Source organism: Nitratireductor rhodophyticola (assembly GCF_019891355.1).
Lineage (GTDB): Bacteria > Pseudomonadota > Alphaproteobacteria > Rhizobiales > Rhizobiaceae > Nitratireductor > Nitratireductor rhodophyticola.
Window position 1 is genome coordinate 312,882 of record NZ_JAHSSF010000003.1, and the last position, 14,772, is coordinate 327,653.

21 protein-coding genes are annotated in these 14,772 nt (G+C 60.8%); 7 read left to right on the forward strand and 14 right to left on the reverse strand.

Going from position 1 to position 14,772, the window contains the following annotated elements; all coding sequences use genetic code 11:
- Window positions 1-14: 14 nt before the first annotated feature.
- Window positions 15-1,499 carry an aspartate kinase gene (locus tag KUG85_RS12520; protein WP_223005468.1) on the forward strand — a complete coding sequence of 495 codons (1,485 nt, stop codon included), beginning with the start codon at window positions 15-17 and terminating at the stop codon, window positions 1,497-1,499.
- A 36-nt stretch (window positions 1,500-1,535) separates the two neighbouring features.
- Here the strand turns inward: KUG85_RS12520 and KUG85_RS12525 are convergent, their stop codons facing one another.
- The 4 genes from KUG85_RS12525 to KUG85_RS12540 form a co-directional block, all read right to left on the reverse strand.
- Entirely contained in the window at window positions 1,536-1,829 is a 294-nt protein-coding gene (locus KUG85_RS12525; RefSeq protein WP_065817037.1) for a GNAT family N-acetyltransferase, read from the reverse strand.
- A gap of 2 nt (window positions 1,830-1,831) precedes the next feature.
- Window positions 1,832-2,452 carry an alpha/beta hydrolase gene (locus KUG85_RS12530; RefSeq protein WP_223005469.1) on the reverse strand — a complete coding sequence of 207 codons (621 nt, stop codon included), beginning with the start codon at window positions 2,450-2,452 and terminating at the stop codon, window positions 1,832-1,834.
- Between the two features lie 3 nt (window positions 2,453-2,455).
- Window positions 2,456-3,388, reverse strand: coding sequence for a ring-cleaving dioxygenase (locus KUG85_RS12535; RefSeq protein ID WP_223005470.1), 933 nt, complete (start codon window positions 3,386-3,388; stop codon window positions 2,456-2,458).
- 172 nt (window positions 3,389-3,560) lie between these two features.
- On the reverse strand, window positions 3,561-4,592 hold the full coding sequence (locus tag KUG85_RS12540; RefSeq protein WP_223005471.1) for a PRC-barrel domain-containing protein: 1,032 nt from the start codon (window positions 4,590-4,592) through the stop codon (window positions 3,561-3,563).
- 213 nt (window positions 4,593-4,805) lie between these two features.
- Between KUG85_RS12540 and KUG85_RS12545 the strand changes: the two genes are divergently transcribed.
- On the forward strand, window positions 4,806-5,723 hold the full coding sequence (locus KUG85_RS12545; RefSeq protein WP_223005472.1) for a diacylglycerol/lipid kinase family protein: 918 nt from the start codon (window positions 4,806-4,808) through the stop codon (window positions 5,721-5,723).
- A 54-nt stretch (window positions 5,724-5,777) separates the two neighbouring features.
- On the opposite strand, the gene KUG85_RS12550 is transcribed toward KUG85_RS12545, so the two are convergent.
- The 4 genes from KUG85_RS12550 to KUG85_RS12565 all read right to left on the reverse strand — a co-directional run bounded on the left by KUG85_RS12550 (window position 5,778) and on the right by KUG85_RS12565 (window position 7,403).
- The gene (locus tag KUG85_RS12550; protein WP_065817033.1) at window positions 5,778-6,287 is read right to left on the reverse strand and encodes a Dps family protein; all 510 of its coding nucleotides are present in this window, start codon (window positions 6,285-6,287) and stop codon (window positions 5,778-5,780) included.
- A 45-nt stretch (window positions 6,288-6,332) separates the two neighbouring features.
- On the reverse strand, window positions 6,333-6,527 hold the full coding sequence (locus tag KUG85_RS12555; RefSeq protein WP_007010243.1) for a hypothetical protein: 195 nt from the start codon (window positions 6,525-6,527) through the stop codon (window positions 6,333-6,335).
- An 87-nt stretch (window positions 6,528-6,614) separates the two neighbouring features.
- Window positions 6,615-7,052 carry a hypothetical protein gene (locus KUG85_RS12560; protein ID WP_255606389.1) on the reverse strand — a complete coding sequence of 146 codons (438 nt, stop codon included), beginning with the start codon at window positions 7,050-7,052 and terminating at the stop codon, window positions 6,615-6,617.
- A gap of 12 nt (window positions 7,053-7,064) precedes the next feature.
- Window positions 7,065-7,403 (reverse strand): DUF883 family protein, encoded by a 339-nt coding sequence (locus tag KUG85_RS12565; protein WP_065817031.1) that lies wholly within the window; start codon window positions 7,401-7,403, stop codon window positions 7,065-7,067.
- Between the two features lie 133 nt (window positions 7,404-7,536).
- On the opposite strand from KUG85_RS12565, the gene KUG85_RS12570 reads away from it, so the two are divergent.
- Window positions 7,537-8,730: an AI-2E family transporter gene (locus tag KUG85_RS12570; protein WP_223005473.1), complete on the forward strand. Its 1,194-nt coding sequence runs from the start codon at window positions 7,537-7,539 to the stop codon at window positions 8,728-8,730.
- On the opposite strand, the gene KUG85_RS12575 is transcribed toward KUG85_RS12570, so the two are convergent.
- Window positions 8,660-9,409 carry a Crp/Fnr family transcriptional regulator gene (locus KUG85_RS12575; RefSeq protein WP_223005474.1) on the reverse strand — a complete coding sequence of 250 codons (750 nt, stop codon included), beginning with the start codon at window positions 9,407-9,409 and terminating at the stop codon, window positions 8,660-8,662. The genes KUG85_RS12570 and KUG85_RS12575 overlap by 71 nt on opposite strands.
- Before the next feature lie 143 nt (window positions 9,410-9,552).
- Here KUG85_RS12575 and KUG85_RS12580 point away from each other — a divergent pair, with 143 nt between their 5' ends.
- Window positions 9,553-9,954 carry a response regulator gene (locus KUG85_RS12580; RefSeq protein ID WP_245291819.1) on the forward strand — a complete coding sequence of 134 codons (402 nt, stop codon included), beginning with the start codon at window positions 9,553-9,555 and terminating at the stop codon, window positions 9,952-9,954.
- Here the strand turns inward: KUG85_RS12580 and KUG85_RS12585 are convergent.
- The gene (locus KUG85_RS12585) at window positions 9,951-10,502 is read right to left on the reverse strand and encodes a sigma-70 family RNA polymerase sigma factor (protein ID WP_223005475.1); all 552 of its coding nucleotides are present in this window, start codon (window positions 10,500-10,502) and stop codon (window positions 9,951-9,953) included. The genes KUG85_RS12580 and KUG85_RS12585 overlap by 4 nt on opposite strands.
- A gap of 5 nt (window positions 10,503-10,507) precedes the next feature.
- On the reverse strand, window positions 10,508-10,714 hold the full coding sequence (locus KUG85_RS12590; protein ID WP_065817027.1) for a NepR family anti-sigma factor: 207 nt from the start codon (window positions 10,712-10,714) through the stop codon (window positions 10,508-10,510).
- Window positions 10,715-10,917: 203 nt separating this feature from the next.
- Here KUG85_RS12590 and KUG85_RS12595 point away from each other — a divergent pair, with 203 nt between their 5' ends.
- From KUG85_RS12595 to KUG85_RS12605, 3 genes are all read left to right on the forward strand, one after another.
- Window positions 10,918-11,712 carry a response regulator gene (locus KUG85_RS12595; RefSeq protein ID WP_223005837.1) on the forward strand — a complete coding sequence of 265 codons (795 nt, stop codon included), beginning with the start codon at window positions 10,918-10,920 and terminating at the stop codon, window positions 11,710-11,712.
- Between the two features lie 133 nt (window positions 11,713-11,845).
- Entirely contained in the window at window positions 11,846-12,013 is a 168-nt protein-coding gene (locus KUG85_RS12600) for a DUF1328 domain-containing protein (RefSeq protein WP_007010234.1), read from the forward strand.
- Between the two features lie 91 nt (window positions 12,014-12,104).
- Window positions 12,105-12,431, forward strand: coding sequence for a hypothetical protein (locus tag KUG85_RS12605; RefSeq protein WP_065817025.1), 327 nt, complete (start codon window positions 12,105-12,107; stop codon window positions 12,429-12,431).
- Between the two features lie 66 nt (window positions 12,432-12,497).
- On the opposite strand, the gene phoB is transcribed toward KUG85_RS12605, so the two are convergent.
- From phoB to pstB, 3 genes are read right to left on the reverse strand one after another with little or no spacing between them, the layout of a single operon-like run.
- Window positions 12,498-13,184 (reverse strand): phosphate regulon transcriptional regulator PhoB, encoded by a 687-nt coding sequence (gene phoB, locus KUG85_RS12610; RefSeq protein ID WP_025030226.1) that lies wholly within the window; start codon window positions 13,182-13,184, stop codon window positions 12,498-12,500.
- Window positions 13,185-13,221: 37 nt separating this feature from the next.
- Entirely contained in the window at window positions 13,222-13,932 is a 711-nt protein-coding gene (phoU, locus tag KUG85_RS12615) for a phosphate signaling complex protein PhoU (protein WP_007010231.1), read from the reverse strand.
- A gap of 22 nt (window positions 13,933-13,954) precedes the next feature.
- The gene (pstB, locus tag KUG85_RS12620) at window positions 13,955-14,770 is read right to left on the reverse strand and encodes a phosphate ABC transporter ATP-binding protein PstB (RefSeq protein WP_025030225.1); all 816 of its coding nucleotides are present in this window, start codon (window positions 14,768-14,770) and stop codon (window positions 13,955-13,957) included.
- Between the last annotated feature and the right edge of the window lie 2 nt (window positions 14,771-14,772).

Below are 14,772 nucleotides of genomic sequence, written 5' to 3' on the forward strand. Positions count from 1 at the left end.
CCGAACTGGACATCATGACTGACCGACAAGAAAGCGGTGCGGCTGAAAAGGGCCGCACCAACCAGCAACAACGAGGCGTCCACACCGTCGAGAAGATCGGCGGCACGTCGATGAGCCGTGCGCGCGAACTGCTCGACACGATCCTGATCGGCAAACGCAAGGGCGATGCACTCTACAACCGCGTTTTCGTCGTTTCCGCTTTCGGCGGCATCACGGACAAGCTGCTGGAACACAAGAAGTCGGGCGAACCCGGTGTCTACGCACTGTTTTCCCATGCCGACAACGAGCACGGCTGGATGGAGGCGCTGAGCGCGGTGAGCCGGGCCATGCACACCATCAATGAAGACATGTTCGACGAGGCCGCCGACCGCCACGCCGCCGACGACTTCGTGCGCGAACGCATCGAGGGCGCGCGCGGCTGCCTGATCGACCTGCAACGCCTGTGCTCCTACGGGCATTTCCAGCTCGGCGAGCACATGCAGACGATCCGCGAGCTTCTCTCGGCGCTGGGTGAAGCGCATTCGGCCAACAATCTGGCCCTGCTTCTGCGCCGCTCGGGCGTGAATGCACGCTTCATCGACCTTACCGGCTGGCGCGATGAAACGCAGCCGAGCCTCAACGAGCGCATCGAACAGGCATTCGACGAGATCGATCTGTCGCGCGAACTGCCAATCGTCACCGGCTATTCGCAATGCCGCGAGGGGCTGATGCGCGAATTCGACCGCGGCTACTCCGAAGTGACCTTCGCCACCATCGCGGCACTGACTGGCGCACGCGAGGCGATCATTCACAAGGAATTCCACCTTTCGAGCGCCGATCCGCGCCTTGTGGGACCGGAGAATGTGCGCAAGATCGGCCGCACGAATTACGATGTTGCCGACCAGCTCTCCAATATGGGCATGGAGGCGATCCATCCGAAGGCGGCAAAGAAACTGCGCCAGGCGGGTGTGCCGCTGCGCGTTGCCAATGCCTTCGAGCCGGAAGATCCCGGCACGCTCATCGACGCAGAGCCGGCCGATGGGGCAGGCGTCGAGATGGTCACCGGCCTGCCGGTCACCTCGCTTGAACTCTTCGAACAGGACATGGTGGGCGTGAAGGGCTATGACGCGGCGATCCTCGAATCGCTGACCCGCCACCGCGTGCGCATCGTCTCGAAAAGTTCGAACGCGAATTCCATCGTCCACCATCTGGAGGCGACGCTCAAATCCGTGCGCCGCGTGGAGCGGGATCTGGCCGAACGTTATCCCGCCGCGCGCATCACCGCGCGCCGCGCCGGCATGGTGTCTGTGATCGGGCGCGACCTCACCGGGCTCGGCGTCATGCTGGAAGGGCTGAAAGCGCTCGACGCTTCCGGCGTGGAGCCGCTTGCCTCGCAGGAGACCGGCCGCGGTGTCGATGTGCAGTTTCTTGTCCGCAGTGAAGACCTGGAAAAAGCCGTCAAGGCACTGCACCGGGCCTTCATTGAAGAGGGGGAGGAGACGTTGAAGGAAGCGGCCTGAGTGTCGTTTCCTTCAGCGTGACCGCACTGCTCCACTCTAGCGTGCCAGAACGTCGGCCCATTCCGGATGGCGCCGAAACTGAGCGTTGGCAAACGGGCACAGCGGCCTGATCTTGATGCCATTGGCGCGCGCGTCTTCCACGGCGCGCGTGACCAGCGCGAGGCCGACTCCCTGCCCGCGAAAGGCGTCCGGCACATCGGTGTGGTCAATGATGATCTGACTGGTGCCGACCTTGGAGAAAGTCATCTCGGCCTCGTGGCCGTCGGCGCGATAGAGATACCGCCCCTTGGTGTCATTGTCTTCGACAACGATGGATTCGCTTACGCTCATTTTCACTCTCCCTCAAGAAACGGCAGCAGAAAACGCCCCGCCGCCAGGGTTTCGTTCGGGCGGATTTCGTGCCCGCCCTCATGCCATTCGATCTCGGTCTCTGCACCGGCATCCTCGAGATAATCCGTAAGCCGTGTGGTGAGCCGTTCCGGGCAAATTGGATCCTTCCGCCCCGCCGTAACGAGAAACCGCGTCCGCACTGCACCCTCGCCCCAGACCGGCGCAAACGGGATCAGCGGATGCATCAGAACGGCAGCATCGAAAAGCTGCGGCGCGGCAAAGGCCACGGAAGCAAGAATGTTCGCTCCGTTTGAATAGCCAAGACCAAGAACCGCACCTGGTCTCTCCCGCTCCACATGTGCGGCGATGAAATCGCGCATACGGCCGGTCGCCCGCGCCAGATCGTCCATATCGTAGACGCCCTCGCCGGTGCGCCGGAAGAAGCGCGCCGCACCCTGTTCGCTCACATCGCCACGCGGTGAGACAATACCGGCTCCGGGCGCCAGCTCCGCACCCAGCTGCAGGAGCTGGCGCTCGTCGCCGCCTGTTCCATGGAAGAGGAACAGGAGCGGCTTTCCCGGCCCCGCCGAGGCCAGGTGATGGACGTAGTTGTCGGTCGCCATGTGCTAGCCTCCGATTTTCGGCAATGACGCCTCGAGCCGCTCGCGCAGATGCGCATGCTGGCTGGGCAGTTTCAGGGCCTCGCCCAGATGCGCCATGTCTTCATCATTGGCGAAACCCGGCTCGTTGGTGGCGATCTCGAAGAGGACACCTCCGGGGGCACGGAAATAGATGGAGTGGAAATAATCCCGGTCGATCACCGGCGTGATCTGAAAGCCTTCCGCGACCAGTGCGTCACGCACGGCGAGTTGCGCGGCATCATCGGCAACGGCAAAGGCAATGTGATGGACAGAGCCGGCACCCTGCCGCGCCACGGGCGCATCCGGGCGGGTTTCCAGGTCGATCAGGTCAGCACCATTGCCGCCGTCTCTCTTCATGCGCAGTATGCCGTTCTCTTCGGCAAGCGGCTCGTAACCCATCAGCGAAAGAAGCGCCTCGGTGCCGCGACGGTCGCGCAGCACCAGCGAAGCGGAATGAAAGCCGCGGATTGCCACGTCGTCGGCAATCCCCGCGCCATTCCACGGTTCCCGCGCGTCACCTTTCATCTCGTTCAAGGCGAAGCCGTCGCCATTCACACCGTCGAAAAGCAGGCGCGTCTCGCCGAAACGGGTCTCGCGCGCCAGACCGGTCACACCGTGTTCCTCAAGACGCTTCTCCCAGAAATCGAGGCTGCCTTCGGGAACGGCATAGACGGTCGCTCCCACCTCGCCCGCCCCGCGCCTGCCGGCAACGATGTTGGGAAACGGAAAATAGGTCATGACCGTGCCCGGCTGACCGGAGCCATTGGCATAATAGAGATGGTAAACTTCCGGCGCGTCGAAATTGACGGTTTTCTTCACGCGGCGCAGGCCGAGCGTATCGGTGATGAAACGGTCCGTCGCCTGCGCATCCCGCGCCATGGAGGTGATGTGGTGAATGCCTTCAATCTGGGTAAGCATGGCAATTCCTTTCCGCGCCTGGCCATTCTTCATGCACAGGCCAGCTGGCTCCAAGATGGCAACGAAAATGCGTCAATGAAAGCAGCAACGATCAAACGCATTGTCAATGCGAGAGAAACAAAGGGCTCCGCGCATCGCACGGAGCCCTTCGTTTCAATACGGTACGCGCAGATTACTGAACCTGCATCCGCATTTCGTCGCGACGCTCACCATAGCTCGCCTCGTCGTAGGCTGGCTGCTGCTCCAGCTCTTCCTGCGTGAACTCGGTGTAGAGATAGAGCGAGCCGTTGCCGTCGGTCATGAAGGCGAGATTGTCCATGCCGATGGCCACTTCCTTCTCGCCAACGCCGAGGAAGCCGCCGACATCGACGATGATGGCATCGACCTTGCCGTCCTGCGAGATGATGACGTCACCGATCTCACCGATATTCTCCTCATTGGCACCATAGACCGTGGTGCCCGTGAGCTGCTCGGTGCGGATTTCGTTCGCCGGCATCTCCTGCAGGCTTGAACGGTCGATGGCGGACGTCATCGTGTCATCGGTCGCCGGGCGCTCTGCATCCGCCGTCTGACCGGCGGGCGCCGTGGAAGCATCCGTCTCCGGAGCGGGCGCCGCCGCCATACCATCGGTATCCGCCGCTTCGTTGCCGCCCATCGTATCGGTGGCAGGCGCCATCGCGGTCTCTTCCGCGTTCTCGTCGGCCTTGACCGGCGCGTTGGCCAGGTCGTCCCTGGAAGCAGGCTTCGCTTCCGAGACCTCTGCATCGGCCGGCATCGGGCGATAGGCAGAGCGGTCGAACTCTTCCTGGGCCTTGAGCGCATCGGCCGTGGTCTCTACGACGAGCCAGCGGTCGCCATCCTGCTCGGCCCATTCGACCAGATCGTACTCAAGTGCAACTTCCTTCTGACCGATGCCGAGGAAGCCGCCGACACCAACGACAATGGCGCTTACCTCACCTTCTTCATCAAGGACGAGGTCGTTGACTTCGCCGATGTTCTCGGCGTCTTCGCCTGTGCCGTTATAGACGGTCTTGCCGATCAGATCGGTGGCCAGGTGGCCGTCAGCGCGCACCACCATTTCAGTGGGCTGCTCGGTGGGTGCAGCAGCCGGTGCGCCAGTTCCCGTGGTGGTCGACGTCTGTGCGACCGCGCCGGTCGCGACAAGCGTTGCAATAGCGGTGGTCGCCAAAAGGTTGCGGAACATGATAAGCTCTCCGTGTGCAGTGTTTCTGTACAGGCCACGCACCGAACCGAACCTGCCAGGGAGGATTGGTGTGTGGCCGTTTGCATCCTTAGAACGCGCCGCCCCGATTCTTGTTCCGCCATTTTCTTCTCGCGCCGGCAGACTTCTTTTTGGAACCTTTCTTTCGGCTCCCCCTTAAAGACCAACTGCAGCGAAACCTTCAGGAAGCCCGCAATGCATGTTCTGGCCGTTCTCAACCGCAATGGAGGAACGCTCCGAAACCTCGACACGAGTGCGCTCGCCAACAAGATGAAAAACATCTTCGAAACGGAAGGGCATTCTCTCGAGGTCAGGCTCTGTGCGGGGGATGAGCTCGTGCCGACGATGGAAGAGGCAGCCCGCGACGAGAAAGCCGATGTATTGCTGGCGGGTGGCGGCGACGGCACCATTTCGCTGGCTGCCGGTCTGCTTGCTCATTCCGACAAGGCCCTTGCCATTCTGCCCGCCGGCACGATGAACCTGTTCGCGCGCAGCCTTGCCATCCCGCAGGACCTGCACGCGGCCATGAGCGCGCTCGCCCGTGGCGCAGTGCGGGAGGTGGACATAGCCGAGGCCGACGGAACCTTTTATGTGCACCAGATGTCGATCGGCATGCACCCGCAACTGATCCGGTTGCGCGAGCGCATGGAGTTCCGCTCCCGGCTCGGCAAGATCTTCGCCTCGGTGCGCGCAGCCCTCGTCACGATGATCAGGCCGCCCAGGCTTGAGCTGGAACTGGAGTTGCCCGACACAAGGCTGCTCGCCACCACATCGAACCTGGCGGTGACAAACAATCTCTATGGCGAAGGCCAGCGCCTGCCGTTCGCCGATCGGCCCGATGGCGGCCAGCTCGGCATTTACATCACCCACGCGCGGACACGCGGCGAGATGCTTCTCTTCTTCCTCAATATGGGGATCGGGCGGTGGCGGAAGAACGAACAGGTGGAAATTCATCAGGCTGCCGAGGTGACGGTGCGCATCCGTTCCAGAAGACGCCGGTTCAAATGCGCCATCGACGGTGAACTCCGACCGCTGCCAAAGGAAACCCAGATCGTCCTTCACCCGAAGGCGCTGCGTGTGCTCACACCGCAAAGCGACGACCGGACGTCATAAGAAAACCCCGGCCGGGGCGAACCGACCGGGGTTTTCGCGGAAGCGGATCATGCATCAATCGGCAATGATCGCGCGCAGCATCCAAAGCGCCTTTTCGTGGAAGGTCAGCCGGTCTGTGAGCATGTCGGCTGTGACAAGGTCGCCTTTTTCATCTGCCTTTGTGCCGATCTCGCGCATCTTGCGCACGGCTTCCTCGTGATCGTCGACCAGATCCTGAACCATCTCCAGCGCCGAACGGCCGGAGGCGCGAAGCTCGATCGATGTGTCGACGCCCTTGCCGCTGAGGATGGGCGCGTGATGACCCAGCGCCCGCACGCGTTCGGCAATGATGTCGGTCGCCTCGAACAGCGTGTTGTACTGCTCCTCGGTCAACACATGGATCGAGTGGAACAGCGGGCCGACCACGTTCCAGTGGTAGATATGCGTCTTGATCAGGAGACGATAGGTATCGACGAGTATCTCCGAAAGGCCGGCCGAAATCTCCTTTCGGTCCGCTTCGGAAAGACCAATGTTCATTTTCTCCGCATGGGTTTTCGGCTTGAGAACTTCAGCGGCATCGCTCATGGGTTTCTCCTTGGATTAACATGTTTTGGGAAGTTATCGGGCGGATCAGCCGGTCGGATCGTCCTGGGCAGCAGGAAGTTCTATGGCCTGCTGATCGTCGAGCATCAGGCCGTAGACTTCGACACCCCACCAGACCACCGCAGCCAGCAAGAGGCCGCACACCAGCACCATCAGTACGGGAAAGCCTCGACGCCCCTGGCGGGCTTCCTCCGGCGTTGTCTTTCTCTCGGTTTCAGGCATGGTCACCGCTCCTGTTGTTTCCCTGGTTCAATGCCGAGGTCAGGAGAGAGTTCCAAGAAAATGCAGGAAGGAACCTGCAGCACCCGGTCACTCGTCGTCGGGGTCGCGACCGGCATTTTCCCGATAGATCGCATAACCAAGGACGGCCAGAACCGGCAATGCGATGGTGCCAAGCCGCCCGGTACGCGAAAGAAGGGAGGGTAGCAGCGTCAGGGCTGCGGTACCGGCCAACACGCCTGCATCCGATACCCGGCGTCGCCGGGCACGGCGCGCCTGGATCCGGCTCCAGACCTTCAGGCTGACGAGAACGACCATCGCCATCGCCATGAATGCGATGCCGAAGCCAAGTGCCGCTTCAATCACACCCCAGTGCCGGGATGCGGCAATGAAGCCGGCGAGCACCAGAAAGCCAAAGCCGAACAGGCCGAGAAACGCGGCCAGCGCATAGAGCGCCGTTGCGACCCGCATGCGCCTGACGACGCCTGAAACCTCTCCGGCCGCCAGTGAAGCCAACAGCCTTGCCATCATGGCGAAGGCCTAGCGGCGCGTTGCAAGGGCGATGAGAAACCCGGCCCCCACGGCGAGCGCCAGCGAGGTGAATGGGCGCTCACGCACCGTGCGGGCCAGCTCCTGTTCCAGCTCCTGCGTGCTGTCCTTGACACTGTTCAGCGCGGCTTCGCCCTGCCCGCGCAGATGCTCGATGCGCTCGCTCGCCGCCTTGCGTGCCGCCTCTCCGGACTGGCCACCCATGTCTTTCAGATGATTGACGAGCTGCGCCATATCGGCGCGCAGCTGCTGGATGTCCTTTTCAAGGTCGCCTGTCGTGATCTCGCTGCTTTTCTGGGCCCGGGCGGATTTCGCAGTCGTCGTTGCCATGTGCAATCTCCCATGCTTCGCTCACAATGTTTCGCTCACAGGCCAACGCGAAACACTCCGTGAAGTTCCCGATCCCAAGGAACCATTTGCCCGTCATCGCGCTTTTCAATGAAAACGCCACCGGAAAAACTGCATGGATGACGCATCACGGAACCGCCCGGGCAAAAGCTCACATATCATGACGCTCGACATGGCGCTGACCTATGGCGCGCAGGCTTCGGTTCTGTTCCTGGGTCTGCTTGCCTTCATTGTCGCGCTGCACTATGGGCGCTTCCTGCTCGCCCCCATGTCGCTCGCGGTCTTCATCGGCCTGATGCTCGGCCCCATCGCCACGCGCCTGGAACGGATCGGCGTCTGGCCGGCCGTCTCGGCGGTCGTCGTGGTGCTGATCTTCATCGCGCTTGTGGGCGGCTTTCTGACCGCCATCGCGGCCCCGCTGACAGCCTGGGCCGACCGCCTGCCCCAGATATGGAACGAACTGCAGTTGCAGCTTTCCAGTCTCAGACAGCCCCTCAACACGATCAAGGACCTTCAGGAGCAGATTCGCTCTGTCACCGGGGGCTCAAGCGTGACGGTAGCGGTGAAGGAAGACACCACCGTGGAGAATGTGGCAGTGCTCGCCCCCTCGCTGCTGGCACAATTGCTGATCTTCTTCGCCAGTCTCTATTTCTTCGTGGCCACCCGGCATGAAACGCGGGCGGCCATTCTGCGCCTCTGTTTCAATCGTCGTCTGCGCTGGCGCGTTGCCCACATCTTCCGCGACGTCGAGAACGCGGTCTCGGACTACCTGCTGTCGATCACGATCATCAATATTGGGCTTGGGATCGCCGTCAGCATCGCCCTCTGGCTGCTCGGCGTCCCCTCTCCCGCCCTCTGGGGAGCCATGGCGACACTGTTGAACTTCGTGATCTATATCGGTCCGGCGGTGGTGGCCTGCGTTCTGCTGGCCGTAGGCCTTGGCACTTTCGACACTCTGACGGCGAGTTTCCTGCCGCCGCTGACCTATCTGGGATTAAACGCGATCGAGGCACAGTTCGTCACGCCAACCGTTATCGGCCGGCGGATGACGCTCAACCCCTTCATCGTTTTTCTGGCAATCGCATTCTGGCTCTGGATGTGGGGACCCATCGGCGGGTTCATTGCGATCCCTGCATTGCTGACGCTTTACGCAGTCGCCGGCAACATCATCCCGGGCATAGAACCTCCAGCGCCCGCCAGACCGCGCTCAAGGGCACGGCCGGTCGTGCCACATGCGCCTATAGAAAAGGCCGCTTCCCCGCTCGCTCGGCCGTCCAGCCCGCCAATTCGGCCAAGGCCTCCGGATTGAGGATTCGGCAACCGCCGTCTTCCCATTTCACGTGGCCGCGCTCCATGAGGCGGGCGATGGTCTTGTTGGTGTGAACGACCGATATGCCGAGCGTATCGGCCACGTGCTGCTGCGTGATGGAAAGCGTACCGTTCTTTGTCAGGCCGCTTTGCCGGCTACGCTCGAGGATGAACACCAGCAGATAGGCGACTTTTTCCAGCGCGGTGCGCCGCCCCACCGTAAGCAGATTGTCGTCCAGCATGCATTCTTCGCGCGACGCGATCCAGGTGATGTCGTAGGCGAGCTCGGGAAACTTGCGATAGAGCGAAAACAGCTCCGCCTTCTCGAACACACACAGGACCATCTGAGAGAGCGCCTCGACGGAATGTTTCATCTCGCCAAGCAGGCTGCCCTGCAGACCGACCAGATCCCCGGGCATCACGTAATTCACGATCTGCCGGCGGCCGTCCTCAAGAAGTTTGTAGCGAAAGCCCCATCCGGAAAGAACGGTGTAAAGATGCGGATTGTGCGCCCCCTCGACCAGGACGGTTGCGCCCTTCTTGACCGCGAGATCGCCTTTTTTGAAACGACCGACGAAATCGAGTTCGTCGGCTTCAAAATCACGGAAAATATTGCGCTTTCGCAGAGGACATTTTTCACACGGTAAACTGTTGTGAGTGAGTTCTTGTTCTTTTGTCACGGGTTGCCTCAATCCGCTGATAAAGAGGAACGCCATCTGGGACTGTCCGGTTCCGTCAGGGGTATGTCTTTTTTTAATGACAAGTCAGTCAACTAATGAGAGTTCAAAAGGAATGGATTCTCTGGCTTCGGAAGGATGCCCGCTTGAAGAAAACCCTGGACGGCGCACGCGTTCTTCTTGTCGAAGACGAGACCATGATTGCCATGAATATAGAGGCACTCTGCAAGGAACACGGCGCCGAGGATGTGGTGACCATCGCCTCATTCAACGCGCTTGGGCCTGATATTCTCGAAGCGGGCCGCATCTCGACCGCGATTCTCGACATCAAGATTTCAGACAACTGGACGGACGAATTCGCCCGCCTTCTGCAAAGCCGGCGCATACCCTTTATCTTTGCAACGGGCTATGCCGCCAACCATCAGGTCTTCGAGACCTTCAACGGCGTCGCGATTGTCGAAAAACCCTACAAGGACAGCGATCTTATCGAAGCGCTCGCGCAGGCGATCGGCTCTTCGCCTGCCGGGGCCGGACAGCAATCCGATTAAGCGGTGAAGACCGAATTGGTGATCTGGGTGGAGATGGCATCCGGCCCAAAATCATTCTCACCGGTGATAGCCAGAATTTCCTGCAACCGCGTCCGGGCGCGGCTGACACGGCTCTTGATCGTGCCGACGGCGCAGTCGCAGATCTCGGCGGCTTCCTCATAGGAGAAACCTGACGCGCCGATCAAAATGATCGCCTCGCGCTGATCTTCTGGCAACTGCTCGAGCGCACGGCGGAAGTCCTTGAGGTCGACCGACCCCTCCTGGGGCGGATGGACGGAGAGACGGGCCGTGATGGCACCATCGCTGTCCTCGACCTCGCGTTTGCGCTTGCGCATCTGCGAATAAAACTCGTTGCGCAGGATGGTGAAGAGCCATGCCTTCAGATTTGTGCCCGGCTGATAGCTTGCCTGCTTGTCCCACGCCTTGACGAGCGCCTCCTGAACCAGGTCATCGGCCCGGTCGGCATTCTTCGAAAGCGAAACCGCGAACGCGCGCAGACTGGGCACGGCAGCCAGAAGATCGTCACGAAAGCCCGGATACACACTCATAGATATCAATCCTCGTTTCCGGCGGTACCAGCGCTGCTCTTCTGCTCGAGCTGATTGAGCAGGTCGCTGAACCGATCCGGAATGTCTTCCGCAATCAAATCGTCGTAATATTGCCTGAGCTTGCGCCCGATCTCGGAGTTTGCGCCGAGAGGATCATCGTCCTTGCCACGCCTATCCAGGCCGCTTCGGGTGTTGGGTTTGCCGTAATTCATGCCCTGTCTTCATCCATGAGGTCTTGTCTCCCACTGGCCCGGACATAAGCGATTGCCCCGCGCCATCACTGTCTCGTGTCTTGCCAAACGCCGCCGATCGGAAATCGTTCCGTCCCCGCGGAACATTTTCGCGGAACGGGCGTTTCACACATCATAAATGTACATTGTTCCCATTGCCACGTTACGAGGGAGACCTGAAATCCATGACCCTGTCAGCGCGTATCGCTCCGCACCTTCCCTATCTGCGGCGCTTTTCAAGAGCGGTATCCGGTTCTCAATCGAGCGGTGACGCCCTGGTGGCCGCGGTGCTTGAAGCGCTTATTGCCGACACGAGCATCTTTCCCGAAGCGTCGACCGACAGGATCGCGCTCTTCAGGCTGTTCACATCGCTGTTCGAAACGCTTGATGTGCCAGTGCCCGACACCGCCCCTGCCTCTGCCTGGGAACAGCGCGCCTCGAGCAATCTGTCATCCCTCGCGCCACGTCCACGCCAGGCTTTCCTTCTGGTGGCGGTCGAGAACTTTCGGCCTGAGGAGGCAGCGGAGATTCTTGAGACCGATCTCAACGGTATCAACGCAATGCTGCACGAGGCCAGCGAAGAGATCTCCCGCCAGGTGGCAACCGATATCCTGATCATCGAGGATGAGCCTCTGATTGCCATGGATATCGAGGAGATGGTCGAAAGCCTCGGTCATCGGGTTGTCGGCAACGCCCGCACGCACAAGCAGGCTGTAGAGATGTTCGCGAAGACACAGCCGAAAATGGTGCTTGCCGATATCCAGCTTGCGGATGGAAGCTCGGGCCTCGATGCCGTGAACGAAATTCTCGAAGCGGCGACCGTTCCCGTCATCTTCATCACGGCTTTCCCGGAGAGATTGCTGACCGGCGAACGCCCGGAGCCGACTTTCCTGGTCACCAAGCCGTTCAGTCCCGAAATGGTCAAGGCGCTGATCAGTCAGGCGCTGTTCTTCGATCACCAGGCACGCGCCGCTGCCTGATTGAGTGCTGGCTTCACCGCTTCCGAAGGGCCGCCCCTCCACGGGCGGCCTTTTATTTTGCCGGTTTTCTTTCGATCGGGAACCAATCTCCCTGCGCAGGCGTTTAGGAGCCATAACTAAACGGAGAGACAGCATGCTTTACTGGGCACTTATATTTCTGGTCGTGGCGCTCATCGCCGGCGCCCTCGGCTTCGGTGGGATTGCAGGCGCGTCCGCAGGAATCGCGCAGATCCTGTTCTATATTTTCCTCGCTCTTCTCGCCATTTCCCTGATCATGGGACTGCTGAGGAGACGCGGTTAAACAAGGGGACAATGACGTAAACGAATGCGGCACCCGGCGAGGCGGACCTTCCATGGCTTCCGCTTCGGGGAGACAATGAAAGGAGAATGCCATGGAACACATCGCTGCGCTTCTTCTGATTGTCGGCTGCTCCGGCAACATGGCCGAATGCCGCGAATTGCCCGCCCCCACGCCTGTCTATGAGACATTCGAGGAGTGCGAGGCGGAAAGGCCCGTCTCGATGCGTGAGCTCGAAAGCGAGGCTCCGCGTGTTATGGCGACATGTGTCTATGTTGATCCGGCGCTCGTCTATGACGACGCGGTTCTGGAATGGGACGTTACGGACGACGGCAAGCTGACGGCCACCCTTGAGCCGGTGACGAGCTTTGCGGTTGCCCGGAACGAACATGGCAGGCCCGCAAGCACGCTCATGAAGTGATCGAACCGACTGCAACGACATACAAAAACCCCGGCAATTGCGCCGGGGTTTTTGTGTCGGTCTGTCTCAGGCTTCACGGATCGCGTAGCCGGCGCCGCGAATGGTGCGGATCACGTCGGGAAGCCGGCCCTGATTCACGGCCTTGCGCAACCGGCCCACATGGACGTCAACCGTGCGCTCATCGATATAGATCGTTTCACCCCAGACATTGTCGAGCAGCTGGCTGCGCGAGAAAACGCGGCCGGGATGCTGCATCATGAATTCCAGAAGACGGAACTCTGTCGGTCCGAGACGGATTTCATTCTTGCGCCGGTAAACGCGGTGCGATTCCCGGTCGAGCACAATGTCGCCGACGGAGAGAACCGTTGACAGCACTTCCGGCTTGGCCCGGCGCAGGAGCGCGCGGACACGCGCCACGAACTCCGGTGTCGAAAAGGGCTTCACGAGATAATCGTCGGCGCCGGTGGAAAGTCCGCGCACGCGGTCGCTTTCCTCACCGCGCGCGGTGAGCATGATGATCGGCAGGCGCTCGGTTTCCGGGCGCATGCGAAGCCGGCGACACAGTTCGATGCCCGACACAGCCGGGACCATCCAGTCCAGAACGAGCAGATCCGGGACATTTTCCTGCAGGCGCACCTCGGCTTCATCGCCGCGCGAAATCATCTCTACCTGATAACCCTCGGCCTCCAGATTGTATTTCAGCAGGACGCAGAGCGGTTCGTCGTCTTCAACGACCATGACCTTGGGGGCAATCATGGAAGGCATTCTCCTAGGGCATTGCTACGGCCGTCTACGCATCCGCATCGACCGTCATCTGTGTTTCATCGAGCTTCGGCCGCTGGACCGGAAGCTGTTCCCCCGTCACCACATAATAGGCATTTTCGGCGATATTCGTCACGTGATCGCCGATGCGTTCGAGATTCTTGGCGCAAAACAGAAGATGCGTGCACGACGTGATATTGCGCGGATCCTCCATCATGTAGGTCAGCAGTTCGCGAAACACCGACGTATACTGAATGTCGATCTTCTCATCCTCGTCGCGCAACCGGATCAGCGCTTCGGCATCGCGCTTCACATAGTGCTCGACCACCGCATTGACCTGATGCAGCACCAGACCTGCCATCGCATCGATGGAATGGGCGAGCGTGCGCGGCGTGGCGCTCTGCCCGACCGCGCTCACGCGCTTGGCGATGTTCTTGGCGAGATCGCCAATGCGCTCCAGGTCGGCTGCCATGCGAATGGCACCCACAACGCTGCGCAGGTCCTGCGCCATCGGCTGGCGCTTGGCAATCAGCGTGATCGCACGCTCGTCGAGATCGCGCTGCTTGGCATCCATGATCGTGTCGTCGGAGATGACACGCTGCGCGAGCGCAGTGTCGGAGTTGAGCAGGGCATTGGTTGAGGCGCGGGTCATCGCACCGGAGAGATCGCCCATATCGCGGATGAGGCGGTCGATCTCACCGAGTTCCTCATCGAAGGAGCTGACTGTGTGCTCGCCCATGATCTGGTTCCTTATCTGTGCGTCAACCGAAGCGGCCGGTGATGTAATCCTGGGTGCGCTTGTCATCCGGATTGGTGAACATCTTGTCCGTCGGGCCTTCCTCGACAAGGTTGCCCAGATGGAACATGGCCGTGCGCTGCGACACGCGCGCCGCCTGCTGCATGGAGTGCGTGACGATGACGATGGTGTAATTCTCGCGCAGCTCGTCGATCAGCTCCTCCACCTTGGCGGTGGCGATGGGGTCGAGCGCCGAGCACGGTTCGTCCATGAGGATCACCTCGGGCGAAACCGCGATGGCACGCGCAATGCATAAACGCTGCTGCTGGCCGCCGGAGAGACCCGTTCCAGGCTCATGCAAACGGTCCTTCACCTCGTTGAAGAGACCGGCCTTCTGCAGGCTGGACTCGACGATCTCGTCGAACTCCGCCTTCTTCGATGCCAGACCGTGAATGCGCGGTCCGTAGGCGATGTTCTCATAGATCGACTTGGGGAACGGGTTTGGCTTCTGGAACACCATGCCGACGCGGGCGCGCAATTCCACCACGTCGATCCTGGGATCGTAGATGTCCTGCTCGTCGAGCGTGATCCTGCCTTCGATGCGGCAGATATCGATCGTGTCGTTCATGCGGTTGAGACAGCGCAGGAACGTGGACTTGCCGCAGCCCGAAGGGCCGATCAGCGCCGTGACCTGGTTCTCCAGGACATCCAGGTTCACATCGAAAAGCGCCTGCTTCTCGCCGTAGAAGACACGCACATTCTCGCCGCGCATCTTGAGGGGCCTTGGCTTCTGGCTCGCATCCAGTGCTTCTTCGACAGCAGCATCAGTGAGCATATTCATGT